Genomic DNA, 23,114 nt, shown 5'->3' on the forward strand with positions numbered 1-23,114 from the left:
AATGTATACATTAATATTCATAATTAATAATAATATTTCATTTTAACAAATAAATTAAATTGATATACATTGAAATCTGAAAGCCTTTCTGTCAGTTCAAAAGAACCATATCACTGAGTAATTAGAGCATCTAATTCTTTTCTCAGCAATATGCAGCTCCTGCGGCTTCTCAAAGCCACAGAGCAGTGGGTATAGCAGAGAGCCACACTCCGACCGACTCCGACTTGCAGTATATCACCTTTACCATGCCCCGCCTTCTCTGGCGCTTCTTTAACAACAACTGGCCTACGCTCAACACCCTGTTCCTCGCGGCCCCCCACGCCATGCTTCGCTGAGCCCGCAAACTGGGCGCGAAGATCGGCATATTCTTCGCCCTGCTACTTATGACCGCCAGCTTGACCAGCATCCGCATTCACCTAGCTGTCACCAGCTGTGGACTCGATATTAAGCACGGCGTCTGGCTCGCTCTCTTTTTTAAGAAGCATCCCGTGGAGCTAATCTGGGCGGGGCGGTCATCTGCCTGCTATTACCGCGGGACACAGCAGCACCACCATCAGAGGCTGAAGCAGGAAGAGATGTAAGCTTCGTTTACGGAAAGCATCGGGTCGATCAAAAAGCGTTTACCGGCATACGTGATCAGTTGGGTGGCATTGCGAATATAAGTGATGATCATGGGCTATTCTCCTGTGCGTATGATAAGGAGAATAGCCCGCGACCCGGCGTTAGCCTGTGGGCTAATGGGCGATGAACGATGAAATCGGGTCAATCGATAAACCGTTTACGCACCCGCTCCAGCGGCGCAATCAGCAGATTGATAAGCGGTTTGTGATCGATAACGATATCGGCGTTAACCGTCATCCCGCCCATCAGCAGACGCTTTTTGTTGTCCGGATCGGTAAACCAGGAAGGCACCCGCACCTTGGCAAGATAGTAGTTCTGCCCCTCCTGCAGCGGGATGAGCGCCGAATGCGCATCAATATTCACCTCGTAGAAATCAGACAGGATGGCCTCCACCGAGCCATATTTATCCACTGGCCAGGAGTCAAAGCGCAGCTTCACCTTATCCCCTTTCGCCACCCGACCCACGCCCGTGGCTGGCACATAGAGGTACCCCTCCATCGACGCGGCGGTGTTTTTACGGATCACCACCACCACCTCGCTGTTTTGCGTAATGGCCCGGCCCGGCGGGAAGTTGATCGCCACCACGTAGCCATCGGCAGGCGCCAGCATGGCCATCGTAGAGCTGCCCCGGCTGGAGAGGTTGCGGTCAATTTCGCTGATCCGGTTTTTCACGTACAGCAGCTCCTGGCTCAGGGAGTCGATTTGCGACTGAGTGCTGTCGGTAAGACTGGTTTTGCGCGCCTCCAGATCGAGGATACTGCTCTCCTCCAGCGTCAGGTTAAGCTGCGCGTTGAGCACGTCGTTGTGGCTTTTATCCAGATCGACCTTCGACACATAGCCTTTGCCGGATATCGCTTTCCACGCCTCATAGGTATCGGTGCTGTTTTTGAGCAACGCACGCAGCTTTTTCACTTTGTCGCGGGACACCACAATCTGCCGGTCGGCAATATCCAGCTGCTGCGCCAGGTTTTTCCGGTACGTAGCGATAGAATCTTCAATGGTCTGCACGCGCTGCTCGCTGCGCTTTTTCTCCGCCTCCATCTGCTGGCGATCGAACTGTACCACCGAGCCCTGCTTGCCGCCGTAGTCCTGCGACACGGTAAAAAGCGGGTCATTCTCTTTCACGTACTGGCCTGGACGCACGGCAAAGTCCACGATGGTGCCGGACTCTCTGGCACGCACTTCCACATCCCCCTGGGCTGGGATCAGTACACCGCGCGCCAGCGTGGTTTCCGAAAAGTTAAAGACGATCGAAAAGACCAGCAGACAGAGAAAAAAGGAGATAAACAGCGTTAACACGCCTTTCAGCCGCGGGGCGTTGATCTCGTAGCTCTTTGAAAAATGGTGCGGGATCAGCGCCCGACGTTGTCGGTTTCGGTTTCTTAATTTCACGACATGTCATCCATGATAAATCACTGAAAGATCGTCCCATGCACTCCAGAGCGTGGGGGTTTTACGCAACGCGTTCAGCGTGGCGGTGGCTGCCTGACGGTACTCCGCAGGGGCATAGGTCTGGCTCTCCAGCGCAAATTCCGCCGAGTGCAGCGAACAGCCGGGCAGCAGCGTACGAATCACGTATCCATAGCGCGTTAAAAAGCGCGTCGACACGTCCGTTAACCACGCTTTCTGGACGCCCGCCTGGGTCATGAACAGCGGCGCATCCGGGAGGCGCTCATCCACCAGCAGCACGGTCACCAGCCGGTGCGGGGCGAAAAACGCCCCTGCAAGCCGCTCCTCGTGTGCCGCCATCAGCTTGTGCAGCGCGGGAAGGCGGGTAACAAACTGAAAGCGCACGTCGTCTGGCGCGGTGGCGAGCAGCGCATCCGCGATCAGGCCAAATCCGGCCCAGCGCATGCCCAGCAGCAGGGTGCGGGGCTGAGAATAGAAATCCTGCTCGCGGGTGAATGCCGCCACCCGGGCGTGGAGATCGAAACGCACGTTGCGCCGCCACAGCGCGGGCGGGAAGATCTGCTCGACAAAATGAAAGCCGCTCATCTCCAGGGCGTTCTGGCGCAGAAAATCGGGCGGGACGTCAGTCTCCGGGCAGCGCATAAACTGGCTGTAGTTTTGCGTGATCCGGCTTGCGAGCAGCGTGCGTCCGGCCTGCCGGGCGCAAAGTCGGGCGTAGAGACGGGGCAGAAACATCATTGCTCACTCTCCCGCAGCGTGCCGTTTTCCATGGTGTAGAGCCGTCCGTGACAACCCACCACCTCCGGCGAGTGGGTGACAAACACCAGGCCAATCCCCAGACCACGCAGGTTCGCCAGCACCTTCTGCGCCGTGTTCTTATCGAGGTTTGCCGTCACTTCATCGCACAGCAGCAGCTTCGGCTGGCTGTACAGGGCGCGCGCCAGCACCAGACGCTGCATCTCGCCGGCGGAGAAAAAGGTGTTTCCCGGCAGCAGCTCCGTTTCGTATCCGTGCGGCAGACGCGCAACCACGTGGTCAATCTCCGCCAGCCGGCAGGCAGCAATCACCCGCTCCTTGTCCGGCGCGCTATCAAAGCAGGAGAGGTTATCCAGAATAGAGCCGGCAAAGAGAATATCGTCCGCATGCACAATGCGAATATGCTGGCGCAGAGAGGAGAGATCGCACTCGGTGATCGGGATCGCATTGATCCGCAAACTGCCCGATGTGGAGAGCAACATCCCGGAGATCAGACGCAGCAGCGTGGTTTTCCCGGAGCCGCTCTGGCCGACAATCACCGCCTCTTCGCCCTGCTTCAGCGTCATGTTGATGTGCTGCAGGGTCGCCTCACGTCCCGGATAAGCAAAAGAGACATCCTCAAAGGCCAGACTAACGGGTGAGGTCAAAATCTTCCGGCCAAACTGGCTGGCTTCAGAGGGGGCAAACAGCAGGTCGCCCACGCGATCCAGCGGCCCTTTCAGCGCATTTTTGTCCAGCAGCTTTTGCGCCACCTGTACCATCGCGTCGGAGAAATAGCGTTTGTAGCTGATGTAGGCGTAGAGCATCCCGATACTCATCTGCCCTTCCAGAATAAGCCACGCGCCGAAGCAGACCACCAGCAGCTGCTCGGCGTTGATCACCAGCAGCGAGGCAACATCAAAGCGCGCCAGCAGGCGCTCTTTACGCATCAGCCCGGCTATATGCTCACGCTGGGATTTGTCCATCACCGCGTCCCGGGCCTGCTCCATGTTGTTGGCCTTCAGGGTGATGATCCCCTTCTGCGTCTCCACCAGCAGCGATTCATACTTTGCGGTGCGCTCGATGGAGTCGTCCACCGCGCGCTGGTAAGGGCCGATCAGCGAAAAGCGGATCAGGAAAAACCCCCCCATCAGCAGCATCGTCAGCACGGCGATTTTCACGTTATACAGCAGCATAAACAGCAGGCTGGTAAAGGCGATCAGGCTGGAAAAGAGGATCTGCACATAGCCATTGCTGATGAACTCCGCACAGGCATGGAGCGATTTTTCAATCGCCAGCACAATGCCCGGCGGACGGCTGCGGAACCAGCCAGTCTGGGTACGCAGCATATAGCGGCGAACCGACTGGCTGAGGTCGTCATAGGCGATGTTACGCATCAGGATCTCAAGCAGTTGCTTGAGGAACTTACCTATGACTTCAAAAATAAAGACGATAGCGAAAATGGCGGTGAGTAAGATCACCAGATCGTTGTCGTTGCGCGAGATGGCCTCATCCATGATCAGCTGCACGTAAGTGGGGCTGGCCAGCATGGTGATGAGGGTAAAAATCGAGAGCACAAACAGCAGCACCTGCCGCTGAAATAAGCTCGGGGATTTATTGGCCAGCCGCCCCAGCGTGAGCGTCTCGTCAGGGGATTTTTTGTCGAAGCGCGGCGTCGGCTTCAGCTCCAGCACGTAGCCGGAAAAGAGTTTTTGCGCCTCCCTGAGGCTGTAGCGACGCACGCCGCTGGCCGGGTCGTGGACCGTTATGCTGTGCCCGTCAACCTTCACGATCACCACGAAATGATTGCCGCGCCAGAAGGCGATGAGCGGCAGTTCGGCACTTTCAATTTCAGTGATTTCGCCCTTGAGCACCCGGCCCGTCATATTTTTATCGCTGGCGAGGGTCATGAGTTCCGCCATCGAGGTGCCCGCGTCGGCAGAGACGGTAAGCTCCCTGCGCAGCTGGCTGACGGAGACGTGGTGTTCATAGTGCCCCAGCACCATCGCCAGGCAGGCCAGCCCACATTCGGTATATTCATGCTGGCGAATAACGGGTGTCTTACCCTTTTTTTTATACTGAAAAAGCGAAAACATAATTATCCGTGGCTGAAATAAAAAAATGGCCCGGCAAAGCGGGCCATAAGCATACGTCGATAACTTATCCGCCGAATAAGCCGAAAATAAAGCCGCCCAGCAGGCCAAACACACCACCGATGGTGCCGCCCAGCGGGCCTAACATCTGGCTGCCTGCGAAATAGCCTGCAGCAGCGCCCTGAAGGGCAGCAGCAAACGGATCCCAGCCACCGATGATGGCCTGTGCTTTTTTGAAATCGATAACTTGCATGATTGTCTTCCTGTTCGTTGAATTAGTTGTAGCTGCCAAACAGTGCACCCAGGAAGCCCATTGCGCCACCCAGAATTCCGCCAACCACGCCACCTATCATGCCCATGATGCTTGCACCGGTGTCATAACCCAGCTGTGCACCTTTAACGAGGCCAGCGAATGGGTTTAATGCACCACCGATAATATCTTTCGCTTCTACGAATGAAATCGCTTTCATTGCATTCTCCTGTAGTTGTAAATCTTCAGCATGTGCCAAAGGATAATTTCCTTTTATAAAGGAAAGCGGTTGTTACGGGCAGCGTGTAAGCGGGATGATTTTATTTCCATAAATAATCATCCGCCTTGCGGGCTGACCGTAACTATCTATTTCCAGCCGTTGACCCGGTGGAAGATATTTTGAGTCATTATATTGTGAGCTACATCCCTGAGAAGAAACATATTTAAACCAGGTATTCCCGGTATTACTCACCACCCCGTTACTAAACGTATAATCAAAATGCCTTGTCCATGGTCGGACAATTAAAATAGCCTCAAGCGAAACCACCACATCCGACTGAATGCGTTGGCCTTTGCTCATAACAACCCGCGCCTGAAGCGGCGTCTCGGTGAATTTAACGCGATAATAGCGTTCTTTGCTGTCGTGCGGGCCGGTATAATAAAACTTAAACCCGGCCCGCTCGCCGCTCTCCAGAGTTAACTGTTTTGGCGAGAACATCACCTCGCCATCTTGTATTTCAGTCTCTTTTCCGTGTTCTTTTGGGACATCAACCTGAATAAGCGAAACAGTATAATTCTGTCGTACGCTGGTATCGTTTTTTATTGGCTGAAAAACAACCTCTTTTTCAGGTGGAAAATCAATATTTAGATTTTCAATAATTAAAGCATTTGCGCTTGCGGAAATGAAGCAATTTATTGCGAAAATAGCCAGGAATTTTTCAGTCATACACGTTTAATTCCAGGATGCACTGACATCAATTCGACCCTGAGCCGTCACTTCACCAAACCACGTATTACCGTCATAGGTGGTTTTCGATACCGGGTTATTCATCACAAACTGCAATACCAGCGGGGTTTTCCACAGCCACATGTCCGTCACGCCTGAGCTTATCTTGTCCCACTCTTCCGCATGGGGGGCGGGTGCGGGAATGGACAGCGCCTCGCCTTTGCAGTTATGCGTCTTCAGCGTTTGGCTTTTGCCCAGCAGCACGTTACCGGGGACAGGCACCGTGAAGCCGTTACCGCTAAAGGCACAGTAGTCCACGCCGTTCAGACTCTGCGTCGGCCCGGTGACCTTCACCGTGACCGCAATCGCGGCATCTTTTTGCGCGCCGCTGTAGGTAATGGTGTAGGGGATCTCTATCGGCCCCTCGCCAATCGTGCCTTTCCCTGAACCGCCCAGGCCGTTAGGGTCGAGCGTGTAATCCGGGTTATCCGGCACGATCGCAAGGCCTGGCTGGATAGGGTCAATCACCAGCCCGTCCCCCGGCTGGAAGCAGAAATCCGCCGCCAGCGAGCTGTTGCCCGGCGTCAGGCACAGGCTGACGATATTGCCTATGCTGTTGCCATCCCCCGCCTGCGCCACGCTCAAAATCAGCGCCTTCGGGAGAAAGATTTTCAGGTACGCCTTGCCGCCGTTTTTTTGCGGCGCCGCGAGGAAGGTATTCGCCAGCACACGGGTATCTCTCAGGATGCCGCCGGAGATGCTGTACCAGTTGCTCTCATCGAAGGTGATTTCCGCCGCCAGCCCCGTTCCCCCGTTCATGTGCGATTGCAGCACGCCGTTCACGCGGGACGAGGTCAGCGCCAGCCCCGGGTTGTAGCCGGTGATATCTTCCCCGACAAAGGTGTATTCCAGCAGTTCGCAAAGCACACCGGACACCGTATTGCGGGTGTATTTGGTACACGTCGCCCCGGTTGAACGATCCACAATGGTCACCTCGCCGCTGATCGGGTCAATGCCCAGAGCCAGTGCCCGCGAGTTGGTCATGGTCAATGTGCCGACCTTATGCAGCGTGTTGTTGATGGTGACCTTGCCGATAGAGGAGATCTGCGGCGTGGAGGTAATCGTCACCTCGTTGCCGGGTGCAGCATTGAGCAGATAATCAAAGAACGGATCCCCCAGCACCCAGCGGCCATAAGCGGTACCAGGCTCAATGACCGGCGGTTTCACCACCATGGACGTGTCGGAATAGCTGGTCGTCGCGGTATAGCCCGTGGTACCACAGCTTGACGAACACGCGGTGCCCTTAAAGAACGGCGAGGCGCTGGAGCCAGTGACGCTGAAGTTGATGGTCAGCGGGCTGCCTGCCGGGCCGTCAAAACTGTTGTCCGGAATATAGGTGGCAATCCCGTTGTTGGTTTTCGCACTCAGGGTGGGCCACTCCCGCGAGCCGTGTAAAAAGGCGGTGGAGGTGCTGTTCAGACTGAACAGCGCCGCCGTGTTGCCCGTCCCGTTGTTGCCCGGATTGTTGATCGCGAAATAGGGCATCTGCTGCGCCTGCGCCGCCGCGCTTATCAGCAGCAGATTAAGAGCGAATATCTTTTTCATCGTCACGTTCCCGTGTTCCTTTTGCTTCCTGCCAGACGAAATCGCCTTTATCGCAGGAGATGTCCCCAAGCCACAGCGCGCCACGGTTGGACGCAATATCCAGACGCACCTCGCAGACGCTGTCGTCCGGCGTGGCAATGCTGAGCACCGGATTGTTCTGGTCCACGTCAATCACGAAGCGACCGTCGTTTTCGGTGCGGGTCAGACCCACGTGGTTTTTGATTTGCGTGGCGCTCACCGGATTACCGTTGGCATCAACAAGGCGGCCAAACAGGGTGACGATTTTTTTCACCTGCGGCTTCATCACCACCGTGTTCCCCGGGTAAACCGTGATATGACGACGGGCGTTTGCGCCAATGTCATAGCTTTCGGTGCCGGTTTCACTGTTCATGACCTCCAGGTCATAGGCCTGATAGGCCGGCAACGACAGCCAGGTTTTATCGCCCTTGATGCGCTCCGTGCGGCCGTTGAGCTTCAGCGTGAGCGACTCGTCGGACTTAAGCCCGGTACTGACGATCACCCCTGCGCTGTGGGTGCCTTTACCGGCCGCAACCGCCTCTTTCGACCAGCCGACGCTGCCGTCGCTGGTCAGCGTGGAGTTCCAGCCTTTGCTGGTGCCGCTCTGCACGCTCAGAATGTTGCTGTTCCACGGCGTGTCGAAGCTCACGCTGCCCCCGCCGCTCACGGTGCGATCCTGGTTGCTGCTGAAGGCACGTGAAACGTTGGCGGTAACCGACTTCAGGTAATCCCCTTCGAACTGGCGGCTGGCGCTGACGTTAAGCGCCGTGCCGGTATCGCGGTTATGAGAAACGCCCACGGAGACGGTGTTACCCAGCGGGATCGAGAAATCGAGCATCACGTAGCGGTCTTTCTCTTCGTAATAGCCTTCGTATTTATTGCGCGACATCCCCACCCGCAGGCGCGCCGTACCGTAACGACCGGCATACAGCCCCTGGGAGTAGTCAACCTGATAGCGTTTATAGCGGTATACGTCGTCTTCCTGTCGCATCAGGCTCAGGTTGCCGGCGGACGGCAGGCCAAACGACGGCAGGCTGAACGATGCCCCCCACGTGTTGCCTTTGTTTTCATGGATATCAAGGAACTTGCCGCTGGAGAGCTGCTCATGGGAGTACCAGACCGAACCGATATTCCACGGCAGGCTGACGTTAGCCCCGTAGTTGGCGCGGTACGTTCCGTCAGAGGTGGCCATCGTCTGGGTATTCACCGAGAAGTACCCGGTCAGGTTCAGGGAGGCCCACAGTTCGCTGACCACGTGTTCGCGCATCATATAGCCGGAGGCGTTCCAGTCGACCATCCCGCTGCGCTTGCTGAAGGAGGCGCCGACCAGCGACATGGTGTCTTTATGTTTGGTGTCGTAATCGTAGTAGTAGCTGTTGTCCTGCTCGTTTTTCCGTTTGGCGTACTTCTTATAGTTGACGACGGATTTGTCGCGGCTATAAATCCCGCCCCACGTCTGCCAGCGCAGCGATTCCGACACGTTGTTGGTGAAAGGTTTGTTCACCGTGTACATGCTCCGTGACACGGTGCGGCTGCCGCTGACCACCTCGACTTCCACGCTGTAAATCCCGTAGGGCAGCGCGCTGGTGTCGATTTCGTGGTTACCCACGTCAAAGCGCTGAATACCAATAAGCTGGCCGTCACGACGAATGCGGGCTTCTCCGGCGGTCGGGAAATAGACCACGATCGGCGTCAGGGAGAGGGTATTGTCCCGCTTACGCGAGTTGGCCTGGTTCCCCACGGAGACGCCGTACACCTCTCCGCCGGAGATCCCGCTGACGCTGGCAAGAGACTGCATCGCCCAGCCGTTCAACATCCCGGCGGCGTAGCGCATGCCCTGATAGTCACGTTCCCACATCACCGCGTTCATCTGGGTGTCGCTGCTGTTCTCGTTAACGTAGCCCGAGCCATCGACCAGCAGGTGATCGACCCCCATCGAGACCCAGCTTTTGGCGTTGAGATAGCCGGATGACCAGCTGTCGCCATAGCCGCTCTCGGTGTGATACGCCCCCAGGTTATAGGAGAGCGTACCGCTCAGATCGTCTGATTCAGGGGCATCGATATCCACCTCACGCGGACGAATATTGACCCCGTAGTCACGTTGGGAGAGGTTCAGCAGCAGGCGCATTTTTTTCTGATCCAGCTCGAACACCGACCCGGCGCTCACCGGAATACGCATATGGTCGTCAAACTGCTTGCCGTTGATGCTTTGCAGCAGCGTCCGCATCTCTTTTGACAGGCGAATACCGTTGTCTGACTCCTGGACCTGGACATCGCGCAGCCCGAGCTGCCGGTCTTCTGCGTAGATCGTTACGTCGCCAATACGGACATACTCGCTCAAGTCACCGGTGCTGCCCGCCTGTTGCGCTTCACCCGGGCGGGTATTGACCAGATAAACGGGGATTTTGATCCCCTGCTCCAGCAGGGCATAGAGCGAGTCGGGAAAACGGTAATTAGCGATAACCACGGAGCTGGAGGCCGCATGCGCATGCGCATGCGCGGGCAAGAGGCAGGATGTGAACGCCATCATCACCGGCAACACTAATTTATTTTCCACCATGCATCCTTACTTAACAGGAATGAACTGTTTCAGGTCCCAAATTCCGAGATGAAAATGGCTGTCCGTTACGTTGATATCGTCAATCGCGCGGGAGGTGCCCGGCATCAGGTAAAAGTTTTTGACGCACGGCGTGGTCGGCGATTCCGGGTTGGGTTTCAGGCAAGTTCCGCTCGCGTTCACGCGAAACGCGGTATTGCCCTTATTGGTGATCTTCCCGGCCACGTAGACGAAATCGACGTTCTTCTTCCGGGGCTGGACCACCAGAATGGTGCTCACCACGGCGCGGGTCATCCCTTTGCCATTCTTTTGCGTGCCGTTGTCGAGATCTTCGCTGACCCCTTCATCAATGAAGGTAATGCGGTAATAGCGCTCCCGATCGTCGGCCTTACCGTGATAGTAAAATTTGACGATATTGCTGGTTCCGGCGGGCATGACCATGCGCGTGGGCGTCAGCAGCAGCTCGTCGGTTTGCTCTGGATTAATCACCACGCCTTCATCCATCGGGCTGCTGATACGCTGGGCGCTGATGGAAATAATGCGCACGCTGTCCGCTTCGTTTTTTAATTCCTTGGCGGTGGAATCCGAATCGGCAGGAATAATGGTGGTGACTTTGCCAACATTAATCGCCAGCGCGGAGGAGGAAATAAATAATAAAGAGAAGAAGATGGGGTTGAGGCTAAACATGATATTTCCCTAAACAGGGGCTTACGCCCCTGTAACTGTCAGCTCTTAGCCCCAGGTTGCGCGGAACGCAACGGAGACAGTACCTTCCCACAGGCTGTTGGTCAGGTCTTTGAACTCTTTCGCCGCACCGGTGCTGTCCTGTGCAGAATCGACGTAGAACACAAACTTGTCCTGGCCGGTCACTTCGGTGCCCGCAGGCGCGCCTGCGCTGGTGGTCAGGTTCCACAGGCCAGAAGAGACGCCGGTGCTGTCTGAAGAGTCAACCAGGGTAGCCCATGCCGTTGACTTCGTGCCCACTGTGCCACCGATGGAGCCCAGATCGGTCCCGCCAAAGCGCGCGCCCACTTTCAGTTTGGTTGCTTCGCCGCCAACGCTGAACAGGGTGTTGTCAGAGTCATCAACGATAGCTTCCAGTTTGAAGTTGGTAGCAGAAGCGTGGTCACCACGAATAGCCACATCAAACAGACCGGTGTCGGTGTTAAAGGCTTTCGTTTTTGGGCTATAAACGAAGTTCAGTGCGCGTAATGGGGTGACAACCAGATCGGAATCGTTGTCTTTCGTTGCAGAAGCTTGCCAGGTTGCAGAAGCGGTAGTTTCCGCTGCATGAGAAATGCTCAGGGCAGAAAGAGACAGCAGTGAGCCCAGAACGATAGCGTTCAGTTTATTCATTTATTTAGTCCTTCCAAAAAGAATCCAGATGTTTAAAAAAGGGGAGCCCTTTTTTCGGGACGAAGTATAATCACACGGAAAATAACGAGGCAATACAGAAAATTTCATTCCCTTTAAAGCAAAAGATGGAAAATATCCGCCTGCTTTTGCTAGACTGTTGCGATGGCGAGGCACTGCACTGGGTTGCCAGTATCGCTATATATGACAGTGAAACTGTGCAGTACGTGAGGCTGGATGTAGCGGAGCGTCGCTTCTGCAGCAACCTGCCGCCCTCCCCCGTGGGGTGGCTGACAGACAACGGTTCAGCCTATCGTTTTCATCAGACGCGTCAGTTCGCTAGAATGATAGGGATGGAGCCAAAACATACGGCTGCCCGGAAAGCAACGGGATTATATTAGCATCATGCAGAAGCCCGAAGGGTTAATAGCGATAAAGAACATTGGCGAGGCCTTCGAGCATAACAACGAATGGCATCCACATAGTGCACAGGGATATCGTTCGCGACGGGAATATCTGCGGCGGCGAACCAGTAATGGGTTAAGCGATAAAAAATACATGGTAATATAAGTACCAATCTAGGTGCCCAATACAAGGATAATGAGCATGAAAGAAGCAATACACGTGGCCGTTATTGATTGCTGTGATTTGACAATTATTGGCCTGCAATACCTTTTCAACCATGAACCTAATGTGCATCGGGATGTTCTTTTCCATGGATTCAGCAATACTGAAGATTTTCTCCTAAGCGAACGGACCTGGGACATCGTCATTTATGATCCGCTGAATATTGGCAGTTTTATGATTACGCCTGATGAAGATATTCGGCGAATTAAACGGGAAAAGCCTAGTGCGAGGATATATATCTATTCGTTATCCGTTGGTTTTCTGAAATTTAATCATGTGGATGGGGTAATAAATAAACGTATTTCGCTGGGTGATATCAAGACGATGTGGCAAATCCTGATGACCCAGGTGCCAAGAGCTTTAAATTATTACAACGCGATAATTACGATGTGGCAAATCTTGATGAGCCAGATGCCAAATGCGTCAAATCATTACAACGTGAGAATTACGATGCAGCAGCCCCCAGAAAGCCTCTCTAATCAGGAAGCCTGCGTGCTGCGAGGCTACTCATTTAACCTGAAAACCAAGCAAATCGCCCGTCAGCTCGGCTGCAACGTCAGGCAGGTTTATTTTTACAAAAATAACGCCATAAATAAGCTAAAGGCTGCGCGGGGCCCGTTTTTCTATAAGAGCATTCGCTGGATCTTGAATTAACTTCGCCACAGAGCGTCGTTTGCCTTTGTTCCCGTGTCCGCAGGAACCTTTTCCTACAGCTATTGTAATGTACACTGTATTTCTATCTCCGATGCTGCATGCCATCACCGGACCGCGGTTACAGCCTTTAGAAGGTTTGCTCTCCCGCCAGGCGGTGGAGCCTGAGCCTCTGGTGGAGCTCCACAACGTGAATCTTGACGCACCCTTCGCTTCACTGTCCGTAAGAGTGCAGCGAGAACCGTATTGACGGGGATGTGTTATTCAGTTGGCTGTGCTACTCTCCAGGGGAGGATTTCTGTATGACCGGATACATAGGTGACAGATCAAACCGGGAACATAGGTAACACTTTTAGTCTATCCGGAGCACACTCTCGGTTTTCCGGTCGTAGTACGCAAGCGTTATTCTATTAAAGATGATGGCCTGGAGGCCATCATCTTGTTCTTCCAGCATAATGTACTCGCCAGTCAGGGCTTCACTCAGGAACACTGTCCCTTTTTTACCCATATAGAGTGTTCCCCTCGATTTTACTCTGTAGACCATCCCCCTGCCGGATCAGTGTATTCAGGAACCCTGCCATCCCATTGTCGGCTTGAGGGTTGCCACACCGTTCCGGGCGTTGCTCCCGCTAGGGCTTCATGCGGCCTTTCGTGGTTAAATTCTTCTCGGTAGTCACTGAACCACCGCTGTTGTTCTTCTATCGTCATGAAGGTGAATCGCCACGGATAATCTAGACACTTCCGAGCCGTTGATAATACTGGTTTTCATATTCTGTCGGTGACATCTGCTCGCTCGAACCATGCCGACGCTTACTGTTATAAAACATTTCGATGTAATCAAAAATATCGCTGCGGGCTTCCTCCCGCGTTCCGTAGATCTTTTTCTTCATCCGTTCGCGTTTCAACAACTGGAAAAAGCTTTCTGCAACCGCATTATCGTGGCAGTTAACGCGACGGCTCATGCTGCCCTCCAGGACGTGTGATTTCAGGAACGACTGCCACTCATGGCTTGTGTACTGACTGCCCTGATCCGAATGAACCAGCACCTGTTTTTGGGGATTACGCCGCCATATAGCCATCAGCAGTTCGTTCAGGACAATGTCCTTTGTCATCCGGGATTGCATGGACCAGCCGATAATTTTGCGTGAGAACAGATCAACAACCACTGCAAGATACAGCCAGCCTTCGTGGGTCCTGATAGAGGTTATGTCGGTTACCCAACGCTGATCCGGAACATCCGGATTCAAGCAGTTCCTGCGGCGTGACCCGTTCGAATGCGTGCTGTGCGGCGGGACGATGGTTTACCGCCGGGCGGTGGCGGGCCTGAATGTGCAGGGGCTGAAAATCCACGCGCGGGACATCAGTCTGATGAGATATATCCCGGCGTGATGCAGGGAAGATCCGCCTTGCGCACTCTGGCAGCCTGAAAAATGACCTGGAAAAACACAGATTATCACCGGCCTGCGGAGCACAGACTGACCCGGAGGCATACGAATCAGGAAGAGGTTAAATTTTAACCACTACATTCACGGGCATGGAGAGTTTCAATTTCCTATACGTGAACTGTCGCTGGAGCCTGTTGGGCGACACGATACTGGCCTCGCCTTTACGTGCCCGCGGGCTCCGGTATCCGACCTGAGCCTTTATCCTGACTCGTTTCATCAGTCGCCAGACTCTGTTGACTCTGCACTGTTGCCCGCTGTCCCGCAGATCCAGATGGATCTTGCGATAACCATAGACGCATCCCTATTCCAGCCAGAACTGTTTAATCTGTCCTGTCAGTCTCAGGTCTGCCTGATGGCGTTGTGAATGCGGCTGCTGAAGCCAGGCGTAAAAGCCACTGGGATGAACATCCAGCACCCGACAGAGCAGGCGAACAGTCCAGCAACGGGCGTTGTCACGGATAAAGGCGTACCTCAGTCGGACAGTTTTGCGAAGTATGCCGCGGCTTTTTTAATATGTCCCGTTCGTCAGTAAACCGCTTCAGCTCTTTCTGGAGACGGCGGATCTCGGCCTGAGCATCTGACTGTTCTTTATGAGTGGAGGAATCCGGATCGTACTTCTTTATCCAGGCGTAAAGGCTGTGGGTGGTGATATCGAGACGTGTTGCAACGCTGGAAACAGAATAACCACGATCAACAACCTGTTTGACTGCTTCAATTTTAAACTCTTCGGGATAACGCTTACCGCTCATGGGCACCTCTCTTTAAGCCATCTTAAATAACTCTGAGGTGTCAGTTAAACCCGTGGCGATTCATGGTGACCTCATCTGGCAAGATCCTTACATTGTGAAGCGTTAATCCCCGAATATACCTGAAGTGAAGTGTAGAGTTCTTTTCGCAAACTGCCACGCTGGCAGAAATCACAGGCCCCACCGGCGTCAACGTCAGAAATCTTAGCCCCCTGAGCGCCATCATAAACCCTGAAAGTCCCGGTAAAGACAGTGCCGGCCCCATAGTCAAAGCGTACCCTCACAATGCTGATTTTAGTGCCGGGGACCATACTAGAAGAAATAATCCCTGAGCTCTGTGGTCGCTCCCAGGCATTAGGTAGAAATGGATTTCCTTCCACAAAAGGAGGTTTCTCGTCAGGAGCTTCGCGGATAGCACGTTCCCGTAAATCAGATGCGCTCTCCAGCAGGCACAGTAATTCCGGTGAAATAAGTAAAGGGAGTCCGCCCCCCAGTTTTCCACGATAGATACCGCTTGGTTTAACACTCCTTTCCCATTTCAGAAAGCGCTCAACCGTTTCATGTGCTCTGTCCTGAGGATTTGCTTCAACAACTGAGGCCAGTAAAAATAAAAAAACGCCTAAAAAGCAGGTGGTTACCTTTTTCACATAATCTCTCGTTTGTTCAAGTTCTGTCATCTTGGGTCTCCTTTCACTGAAAGTTTAGACTCCCGAAAACCCGGTACGGTTCAGTTCTGAGCGACACCATTTTCTCGCGCTATTTTGGCGACGTTAGCGCCCGGGTGAGAAGCCTGTTCAACAATGCGAAGTTTGAAGTCGTTGGAATAAAAAGTACGGGATTCAGTTCGCCAGTCAGCTGCATTTTCCATGAATAGAACTCCATCTGATTTAGAAGGATCTCTAACCTAACGATCCCGCAACCAGAATCACAGATGGCAGTGGCTGGACGCTTACCCAAAACAAAATGGGCTTGCCAAAGCGCTGAGAGAGATTGGGCGCATCGAGCGAACACTGTTTATGCTGGACTGGTTTCGTGATCCGGGTCTGCGCCAGCGGGTACAGGCGGGGCTGAATAAAGGGGAGGCCCGTAATGCTCTTGCGCGAGCGGTCTTTATGCATCGTCTGGGTGAAATCAGGGATCGTGGTCTGGAGAATCAGAGTTACCGCGCCAGCGGGCTAACGTTGCTGACAGCGGCGATCACGTTGTGGAACACGGTATATATAGAAAGAGCCATTGAGGCACTGAAACTAAAAGGTATCCCGATTAATGAGCAACTGGTATCTCATCTTTCTCCTCTGGGCTGGGAACATATCAATCTGAGTGGCGATTACGTCTGGCGTAATAATCTTAAGCTGGGGTCCACCATCTGAACTGGAACATTACTGTGAGCTGATTGGCGCATTAAAACTGCGATTGACGAATAAATCCGGTTGCCGTCTCAATACTGTTGCTGGAAGAGCAGGGGGTTCAGACCGCTCAGGAAGCCTGGAACGCTGATGTGTATCGGAAATCTTCCGGGCAGGATCGGTCAGGGCTGACAACCGAAAATTGATAGCACACCAGACAGGAGAAAAAGATACTGGTTTACGAAAGACGCTGAAACTTAGCACCACCAACATATGTCAGGATCCTTTGGCACAGTAAAGTGGCGGGAAATACTGCTAACTGCTCCTGTCAAAACATCAATGGCTGCACAATGTTGATGTGAGCCGCTCATCTATCCCCCCCTGCAAATACGATTTGAAGTCCTGACAACTGTCCGGGATTCAGATGAACGGCTCAGTTTGTGAGTCTGTCGCTATGTTGCGGGCTTGAATAACCCTGGCCAAACCTGACTACACAGGCTTTGCCAAATCTGAGTCCGTTCATATTAATCCACGTTTTAGATACAGGGAGGAGGGCATGCCTCCCCAGGGTTTACAAATGAATTTTATCCGTCAAATAACGGAACACGCTTATTCCGTAGCCGGATATCACACTGATGAAAAACGCTTTCGATAATCACGTGGCCTCACTCCGATACGCCGCATAAATGCCCTTCTGAACCCATCCGTATTTGCGTAACCGACTGTGCTGGCTAGGCGTTTGAGTGATACGTCCGCATCTTCGATTAGCCGTCTGGCCACATCGATTCGTGCCAGTTCGACAAATTCTGCAGGAGTCATCCCCACCTCGGTCTTAAAGGTACGTGCGAAGTTACGCTCGCTCATACCCGCGCGAGCGGCCAGGGTGGGGACGCTCAAATCGGATTTCAGGTGCTCCACAACATAATCCTGCACTTCTCTGATTACGCTGCGTTCGGCGGTTTGTGCAGCCAGTTGTGCGCTGAACTGCGCTTGCCCTCCAGGCCGTTTGAAGAACATCACCATTTCACGGGCAACGCTGAGCGCCAGTTTTCTCCCATAGTCTTCTTCGACCAGTGCCAAAGCCAGATCCATCCCCGCCGTGACCCCCGCAGAAGTGTAGAGATTGCCATCCTTGATATAGATGCTGTCCGGATGAACGTGCGTTTTTGGGTGTTCCCTTGCGAGTTTTGCGCTGCAATTCCAGTGAGTGGTGACATGGCGTCCGTCGAGCAGGCCAGCGGTTGCCAGAATAAAAGCACCACTACAGACCGAACCGATACGGCGTACGGATTTCATCTGCCGACGTAGCCAGTCCTGCAGTGCAGGATCAAGCGCAATTTCGTCGATGTATGGACTGCCAGCCACGAGCAAGGTGTCAATCTTGCCTTTACTGGTTTCGAAGGTTTTGTCGATGCCAATTTTTAAACCGTTTGAGCCTTTGATCATCCCCTTGCGAGTTCCGATCACTTCGACACTGTAGGCGCGTGGATTACCCAGTTGTCTGGCTGCTTCGGCAAAGACGTCAGCAGGGCCGACAACGTCCAACAGCTGTACCCGGGGGAATGCCAGGAGGGTTATGCGCATGATGTCTGTCCTCGTCGAGTCATTGGCTGAATATGTCGCTTAATGAACATATCAGCCAAAATATATTTGGCTGATAATAGATTCAACAGCAAATTCAGTCAAACAGGAGACTGCCATGAACTCTGCCTATACCCCCACCGTCGGTGCTTCTCAACTGGAAAAAAACAGCACGACATCCATCAAAAACCTGCCTGTTAATCTGTTCGGCTCAGTCATGGGCCTGGCTGGGCTGGCCCTCGCATGGCGCCTGAGTGGTCAGTATTACGGCATCGGCGGCGTCTTTGGTGAAGCGATTGGTGCGCTGGCCGGGATGGTATTTGTACTGCTGACCCTAGGTTACCTTATCAAATGGGCAAAACACCCGGGAGTGGTGAAGGCCGAGTTCAACCATCCGATTTCGAGCAACTTTTTTGGCACCGTCACCATTGCGCTGTTACTGCTTTCGGCAGTAGCAGCCCCCCACAACAAATTGCTTGGACAGGGACTCTGGATTCTGGGCAGTGCACTGACGGTATTGCTCGCAGGTCTGGTGGTTTCACGTATGTTGTCGGGCAATCAGGATCCATTAAATGCAGTGCCTGCTTGGCTGATTCCGGGGGTTGCAACTCTCGATATTGCAGTAACCGGTGAGCACATACAAATGATCTGGGCTGCTGAGTTCAACCTGTTTGCCCTTGCAGTGGGTGCAGTACTGGCAATGGTTTTTTTCACCCGGATTTTTCAACGGCTGGTGCATGAGACGATGTTGGCCAAAGGCATGATGCCTTCACTGATGGTTCTGATAGCACCCTTTGAAGTCGGTTTCCTTGCATACACCAGCGTGTTCGGCGAGACAGACCGTTTTGCCAGCGTATTGTTCTACTTCGGCCTGTTTCTGTTCGTGATATTGAGCTTCAAAATTTTTCGTCGCGATGTGCCCTTTTCCCCGTCATGGTGGGCAATCAGCTTTCCCGTTGCGGCCCTGAGCAATGCCGCGCTTAAATATGCACATGCCCGGGAAAATACCGTTTTGATGGCAATCGCTGCTGTAATTCTGCTGCTTCTTACTGCGGCACTGACCGTGTTGTTGGTCAAAACCCTTATCAGCCTGTTCAGCGGCAAACTGTTGACGGACTGATCATTTACCTCCCTTTAGCGCGCCTTAACCGGCTGCCTTTTTATCATCACACAGGTTTCATCAAATGGCTTATAACACATCCTGGTTACTGCTGATCTGTGCCGGATTTCTGGAGATTTTATTTGCAGTCGGCTTGAAATCTGCAAATGGGCTTGAGCGACCATGGCTAATGCTGGGTACGCTCTTAACGCTGTCGGGCAGTTTGTGCCTGCTGACGATAGCGTTACGGGTTTTGCCTGTAGGAACCGCCTATGCGGTCTGGACCGGTATTGGCGCTGCCGGGACAACCATCGTCGGAATGTTTTGGATGGGGGATACTGTAACGTTCTGGAAACTTGTCTGCATCGGCATGATCCTGCTGAGCGTCGCAGGATTACGCTGGGCAACTTAAACAGAGCAAATACTTAATTTAATCGATGATCTTGACCCGCCATCTCCGGACAGCTTTTGTATCTTAAGTTAACGATGCCCGCTGCTGTCAACAACGGGTAAAAAGTTTTCCACTTATATCTCCACCGGCGGTCTAATATTGATCCACCGTTTTACTCAGGATTAGCTTCAGCGATAACCCCGGCCTTTCGTTTCTGTTTCAGTCGATAGCTCTCTCCTTTTATTTGAACAACGTGTGAGTGGTGCAAGATCCGGTCCAGCATCGCGGATGTTAGCGCCGCATCACCGGCGAACGTCTGATTCCACTGCCCGAACGGCAGGTTGGAGGTCAGGATCATCGCGCTCTTTTCATAACGTTTGGCGATGACCTGGAAGAACAGCTTTGCTTCTTCCTGGCTGAACGGCAGATAGCCTATTTCATCGATGATGAGCAGCTTTGGCGCCATCACGCCACGGTGAAGCGTTGTTTTATAGCGCTCCTGGCGTTGTGCCGTGGACAGCTGAAGCAACAGATCTGCCGCCGTAGTGAAGCGAACCTTGATACCCGCCCGTACCGCTTCGTAGCCCATGGCTATTGCCAGATGCGTTTTCCCCACGCCGGATGGCCCCAGCAACACGATGTTTTCGTTCCGCTCTATGAAGCTCAGTGAACGCAACGACTGGATTTGCTTCTGTGGAGCACCGGTGGCGAAGGTGAAGTCATACTCCTCGAACGTTTTCACTGCCGGGAAGGCCGCCATCCGGGTATACATCGCCTGTTTACGATGATGCCGGGCCAGTTTTTCCTCATGAAGCAGATGCTCCATGAAGTCCATATAGCTCCATTCCTGATCCACAGCCTGTTGCGACAGAGCAGGTGCGGCGCTGATAAGGCTGTCCAGTTGCAGCTGTTCAGCAAGTACCATCAGGCGTTGATGTTGCAGCTCGACCATCATGCGACTCCTCTGCTGAACGTGTCATAGATAGACAGCGGATGATGCAGTGGCTGTCTGTCGAAGGTCACCAGGCTTTCGCCTACCTGCACGTCATACTGTTTTTTCTCCGGCGGCAGAGCCAGCATGGACTGCTGTTCTTCGATCCAGCGATCGCACGGGCGGGTCTGGATAGTTTCATGTTTCCGCTGGTTGGCAACATCGTGCAACCAGCGCAGGCCGTAGCGGTTGGCTGTTTCAACGTCAACGGTGATCCCCATCGGGCGCAGGCGCGTCATTAGCGGGATGTAGAAGCTGTTGCGGGTGTACTGCACCATCCGCTCCACCTTGCCTTTAGTCTGTGCCCTGAAGGGGCGACACAGCCGTGGAGAGAAGCCCATCTCTTTGCCGAACTGCCACAGGGATGGATGGAACCGGTGCTGGCCGGTCTGGTAAGCATCACGCTGTAGCACTACTGTTTTCATATTGTCGTACAGCACTTCCCGCGGCACACCACCGAAGAAGCTGAACGCATTGCGGTGGCAGGCTTCCAGCGTGTCATAGCGCATGTTATCAGTGAACTCGATATACAGCATTCGGCTGTACCCCAGAACGGCAACGAACACATGCAGGGGGGACTTGCCGTTTCGCATGGTCCCCCAGTCAACCTGCATCTGCCGTCCGGGCTCGGTTTCGAAGCGAACGACAGGCTCCTGCTCCTGAGGGATAGCGAGTGAACGTATGAACTCTCTCAGGATGGTCATACCACCACGATAACCCTGCTCCATGATCTCGCGGGCGATAACCGTCGCAGGAATTTTATAAGGGTGGGCACCCTGCCCCGATATCTGCTGATTATCATGAGTACATTGCCAGCCGTATGACTCTGCTTCAGTCCAGACTTGAAGAGGTCAATGCTATAGCTGCCCTTGGTGAACTGCCCTATGTGGAAATATCCGACAACGGCGTAAAAGTCTCTCCGCTGGATGACTGCGTTCCGGCACAGGTTTAACCGCTGGCAGAACTGGTTTACAGCATGCTGCCGCGACCTAAAATCACGGAAATTCTCGACGAGGTAAACAGCTGGACTACGTTTACCCGTCATTTTTCGCATATAAAAAATGACATTACTCGTCCCGATACCCGCCTGCTCCTCACCACCATTCTTGCGGATGGCATCAATCTTGGCCTGACCAAAATGGCAGAAGCCTGCCCCGGGAGCACCAAATCATCACTCGAAGATATTCAGGCATGGTACATCCGCGACGAAACCTATCCAGCCGCTCTTGCAGAGCTGGTAAATGCGCAGGGTAAAAGACCACTGGCGGCATTTTGGGGAGACGGAACAACGTCATTATCAGAAGGACAGAATTTCAGAACAGGCAGCTCAGGCCGCTACGCAGGGCAGGTTAACGCGAAATACGGGCAGGAGCCTGGACGTCAGTTTTATACCCATATTTCTGATCAATACAGTGCTTTTTACAACTGCATAATCAAATCAGGGAAAAATGATGCAGCTGATGCACAGGCTATCTGTGAAGCGGTTCGTCGCCCACACATGCGATTTGTACCAGTTAAGGATGAAAGCCAGCAGGCGATGCAGTGCCTGCACCGCACTCGTCAGGGATTTATCGAAGAGAAAACAGCAACGTATAATCGCCTGCGAGGATTGATATCTGAATTCGGCGTCATCGCGCCACAAAGTACGGATGCCCTGCGTCACATGGTTTCTCAGCAGAAGAGCTCTTTGCCACTTCAGGTTCAGCAATGTGTTGATGATTTGCTGGAGCACGTTGCTCGCATCGAAGCCAACATAGCTGAATATGACCGAATTTTGTCCCGCATGGCCAAAACAGAGCATCGCAGTCAGCGGCTGATGGAGCTGAAGGGGGTTGGCCCCACAACAGCCTGTGCGCTGGTCGCCAGTATAGGTAATGCACATGATTTTAAGAATGGGCGCCAGCTGGCAGCCTGGCTGGGGCTGACGCCATCGCAGTACAGCAGCGGCGGAAAGTCAAAGCTTGGCAGGATAACGAAAGCTGGCGATTCGTATCTGCGAACGCTTCTTGTACAGGGGGCTCGTTCAGTGCTAATTGGTGCTGAGAAAAGGACTGACTCATTCAGCAGTTGGGTTTGTATGTTGGTTGAGCGCAGAGGATACTGGAGGGCTGTTGTGGCCATCACCGCCAAAAACGCGCGGCTATGCTGGGCATCACTACATTACGGTGATGATTTCCGGCTGTACTCAGCCTACTAAAGCTCGAAGCAGTATAACCATCTGACCTGCAATTCGTTGATGATAAAGGGTTGGACCCCGTGAGGCCTATCTGGCTATTGTACAGGATATACGTATCCGCTTAACGAACAAGAACCTCACGCGCGTCTTTCATCAGGGCCCGAATCGATGACGATTCAACATGGCCGTTTATAGTACCGCAGTTTCTCCCCTTTATTTTTACTGAAGAGCAGACAGAAACCATAAAACCGGCGTTGACATGCCGGGGAAGCCCTTATAGTACAATAATTTTCGATATCCAAACTGACCCTAAAGTAGGGCTCAGGGCATGCAAACCATCGGAGCTGCGCAACAGTGAGGCTCGCCATGAAAGGGCGCTACTGATATTGCTTCAATTTAATAATATTGATTTAATTTTTTATATTTGTTTTTGTTATTTATTGTATTTCTCAAATGTGAATGCCGTAACAAGA

Annotated in this window: 18 protein-coding genes and 9 pseudogenes; 8 read left to right on the plus strand and 19 right to left on the minus strand. The window is 53.3% G+C overall.

From position 1 onward, the window contains the following. Window positions 1–577 precede the first annotated feature (577 nt). The 11 genes and pseudogenes from USG84_RS23405 to USG84_RS23455 form a co-directional block, all read right to left on the minus strand. Window positions 578–673 (minus strand): annotated as a pseudogene (locus USG84_RS23405) (MBL fold metallo-hydrolase); the annotation flags it as partial. A gap of 89 nt (window positions 674–762) precedes the next feature. Continuing rightward, the gene (locus USG84_RS23410) at window positions 763–2,013 is read right to left on the minus strand and encodes an HlyD family secretion protein (RefSeq protein WP_194386775.1); all 1,251 of its coding nucleotides are present in this window, start codon (window positions 2,011–2,013) and stop codon (window positions 763–765) included. Between the two features lie 6 nt (window positions 2,014–2,019). Further along, window positions 2,020–2,769 (minus strand): hypothetical protein, encoded by a 750-nt coding sequence (locus tag USG84_RS23415; protein WP_151413095.1) that lies wholly within the window; start codon window positions 2,767–2,769, stop codon window positions 2,020–2,022. After that, window positions 2,766–4,862, minus strand: a complete 2,097-nt coding sequence (locus USG84_RS23420) for a peptidase domain-containing ABC transporter (RefSeq protein WP_253543530.1) — start codon at window positions 4,860–4,862, stop codon at window positions 2,766–2,768. The genes USG84_RS23415 and USG84_RS23420 overlap by 4 nt, the downstream gene beginning before the upstream one ends. A gap of 64 nt (window positions 4,863–4,926) precedes the next feature. Further along, window positions 4,927–5,112 carry a hypothetical protein gene (locus USG84_RS23425; RefSeq protein WP_151413096.1) on the minus strand — a complete coding sequence of 62 codons (186 nt, stop codon included), beginning with the start codon at window positions 5,110–5,112 and terminating at the stop codon, window positions 4,927–4,929. 22 nt (window positions 5,113–5,134) lie between these two features. Next, on the minus strand, window positions 5,135–5,329 hold the full coding sequence (locus USG84_RS23430) for a hypothetical protein (protein ID WP_151413121.1): 195 nt from the start codon (window positions 5,327–5,329) through the stop codon (window positions 5,135–5,137). A 72-nt stretch (window positions 5,330–5,401) separates the two neighbouring features. Next, entirely contained in the window at window positions 5,402–6,055 is a 654-nt protein-coding gene (locus tag USG84_RS23435) for a hypothetical protein (protein ID WP_151413097.1), read from the minus strand. Window positions 6,056–6,061: 6 nt separating this feature from the next. After that, window positions 6,062–7,660 carry a receptor gene (locus USG84_RS23440; protein WP_194386773.1) on the minus strand — a complete coding sequence of 533 codons (1,599 nt, stop codon included), beginning with the start codon at window positions 7,658–7,660 and terminating at the stop codon, window positions 6,062–6,064. Next, window positions 7,638–10,238 carry a CS1-pili formation C-terminal domain-containing protein gene (locus USG84_RS23445; protein WP_194386772.1) on the minus strand — a complete coding sequence of 867 codons (2,601 nt, stop codon included), beginning with the start codon at window positions 10,236–10,238 and terminating at the stop codon, window positions 7,638–7,640. The genes USG84_RS23440 and USG84_RS23445 overlap by 23 nt, the downstream gene beginning before the upstream one ends. Before the next feature lie 6 nt (window positions 10,239–10,244). Next, window positions 10,245–10,922: a fimbria/pilus periplasmic chaperone gene (locus USG84_RS23450; protein WP_151413098.1), complete on the minus strand. Its 678-nt coding sequence runs from the start codon at window positions 10,920–10,922 to the stop codon at window positions 10,245–10,247. 45 nt (window positions 10,923–10,967) lie between these two features. Beyond that, window positions 10,968–11,591, minus strand: a complete 624-nt coding sequence (locus tag USG84_RS23455; protein WP_151413099.1) for a common pilus major fimbrillin subunit EcpA — start codon at window positions 11,589–11,591, stop codon at window positions 10,968–10,970. A gap of 149 nt (window positions 11,592–11,740) precedes the next feature. On the opposite strand from USG84_RS23455, the pseudogene USG84_RS23460 reads away from it, so the two are divergent. Together USG84_RS23460 and USG84_RS23465 are read left to right on the plus strand one after the other, a co-directional pair. Continuing rightward, window positions 11,741–12,158, plus strand: a pseudogene (locus tag USG84_RS23460) (IS3 family transposase); the annotation flags it as partial. Window positions 12,159–12,194: 36 nt separating this feature from the next. Further along, the gene (locus tag USG84_RS23465; RefSeq protein WP_151413100.1) at window positions 12,195–12,869 is read left to right on the plus strand and encodes a LuxR C-terminal-related transcriptional regulator; all 675 of its coding nucleotides are present in this window, start codon (window positions 12,195–12,197) and stop codon (window positions 12,867–12,869) included. Window positions 12,870–13,394: 525 nt separating this feature from the next. Here the strand turns inward: USG84_RS23465 and USG84_RS24130 are convergent. Both USG84_RS24130 and USG84_RS23470 read right to left on the minus strand, forming a co-directional pair. After that, window positions 13,395–13,574, minus strand: a complete 180-nt coding sequence (locus tag USG84_RS24130; RefSeq protein ID WP_194386771.1) for an integrase core domain-containing protein — start codon at window positions 13,572–13,574, stop codon at window positions 13,395–13,397. A gap of 23 nt (window positions 13,575–13,597) precedes the next feature. Continuing rightward, window positions 13,598–14,098: pseudogene (locus USG84_RS23470) on the minus strand (IS3 family transposase); the annotation flags it as partial. A gap of 13 nt (window positions 14,099–14,111) precedes the next feature. Between USG84_RS23470 and USG84_RS23475 the strand changes: the two are divergent. After that, window positions 14,112–14,255: pseudogene (locus tag USG84_RS23475) on the plus strand (IS91 family transposase); the annotation flags it as partial. 171 nt (window positions 14,256–14,426) lie between these two features. On the opposite strand, the pseudogene USG84_RS23480 reads toward USG84_RS23475, so the two are convergent. The 3 genes and pseudogenes from USG84_RS23480 to USG84_RS23490 all read right to left on the minus strand — a co-directional run. After that, window positions 14,427–15,060, minus strand: a pseudogene (locus USG84_RS23480) (IS3 family transposase); the annotation flags it as partial. A gap of 71 nt (window positions 15,061–15,131) precedes the next feature. Next, window positions 15,132–15,734: a hypothetical protein gene (locus USG84_RS23485; protein ID WP_194386770.1), complete on the minus strand. Its 603-nt coding sequence runs from the start codon at window positions 15,732–15,734 to the stop codon at window positions 15,132–15,134. Between the two features lie 50 nt (window positions 15,735–15,784). Next, a complete protein-coding gene (locus USG84_RS23490) occupies window positions 15,785–15,925 on the minus strand; it encodes a transposase (protein WP_151413102.1) in 141 nt (46 codons plus the stop codon). Window positions 15,926–15,998: 73 nt separating this feature from the next. Between USG84_RS23490 and USG84_RS23495 the strand changes: the two are divergent. Both USG84_RS23495 and USG84_RS23500 read left to right on the plus strand, forming a co-directional pair. After that, window positions 15,999–16,427: pseudogene (locus tag USG84_RS23495) on the plus strand (Tn3 family transposase); the annotation flags it as partial. Further along, window positions 16,417–16,518 (plus strand): annotated as a pseudogene (locus USG84_RS23500) (hypothetical protein); the annotation flags it as partial. The pseudogenes USG84_RS23495 and USG84_RS23500, both read left to right, overlap by 11 nt. A gap of 512 nt (window positions 16,519–17,030) precedes the next feature. Here the strand turns inward: USG84_RS23500 and USG84_RS23505 are convergent. Then, the gene (locus USG84_RS23505) at window positions 17,031–17,987 is read right to left on the minus strand and encodes a GlxA family transcriptional regulator (RefSeq protein WP_151413103.1); all 957 of its coding nucleotides are present in this window, start codon (window positions 17,985–17,987) and stop codon (window positions 17,031–17,033) included. A 115-nt stretch (window positions 17,988–18,102) separates the two neighbouring features. On the opposite strand from USG84_RS23505, the gene USG84_RS23510 reads away from it, so the two are divergent. Further along, complete coding sequence (locus USG84_RS23510; protein WP_151413104.1) at window positions 18,103–19,104, plus strand: SLAC1 anion channel family protein; 1,002 nt, start codon at window positions 18,103–18,105, stop codon at window positions 19,102–19,104. Window positions 19,105–19,168: 64 nt separating this feature from the next. After that, window positions 19,169–19,495, plus strand: a complete 327-nt coding sequence (locus tag USG84_RS23515) for a DMT family transporter (RefSeq protein WP_151413105.1) — start codon at window positions 19,169–19,171, stop codon at window positions 19,493–19,495. Between the two features lie 151 nt (window positions 19,496–19,646). On the opposite strand, the gene istB is transcribed toward USG84_RS23515, so the two are convergent. Both istB and istA read right to left on the minus strand, forming a co-directional pair. Continuing rightward, window positions 19,647–20,429 carry an IS21-like element helper ATPase IstB gene (istB, locus tag USG84_RS23520; RefSeq protein WP_151413106.1) on the minus strand — a complete coding sequence of 261 codons (783 nt, stop codon included), beginning with the start codon at window positions 20,427–20,429 and terminating at the stop codon, window positions 19,647–19,649. Continuing rightward, window positions 20,426–21,238: pseudogene (gene istA, locus USG84_RS23525) on the minus strand (IS21 family transposase); the annotation flags it as partial. The gene istB and the pseudogene istA, both read right to left, overlap by 4 nt. A 2-nt stretch (window positions 21,239–21,240) precedes the next feature. Between istA and USG84_RS23530 the strand changes: the two are divergent. Continuing rightward, window positions 21,241–22,662 (plus strand): annotated as a pseudogene (locus USG84_RS23530) (IS110 family transposase); the annotation flags it as partial. Between the last annotated feature and the right edge of the window lie 452 nt (window positions 22,663–23,114).

The sequence above is a fragment of the Enterobacter sp. 168J2 genome (genome assembly GCF_034107265.1).
Classification (GTDB): domain Bacteria; phylum Pseudomonadota; class Gammaproteobacteria; order Enterobacterales; family Enterobacteriaceae; genus Enterobacter; species Enterobacter nematophilus.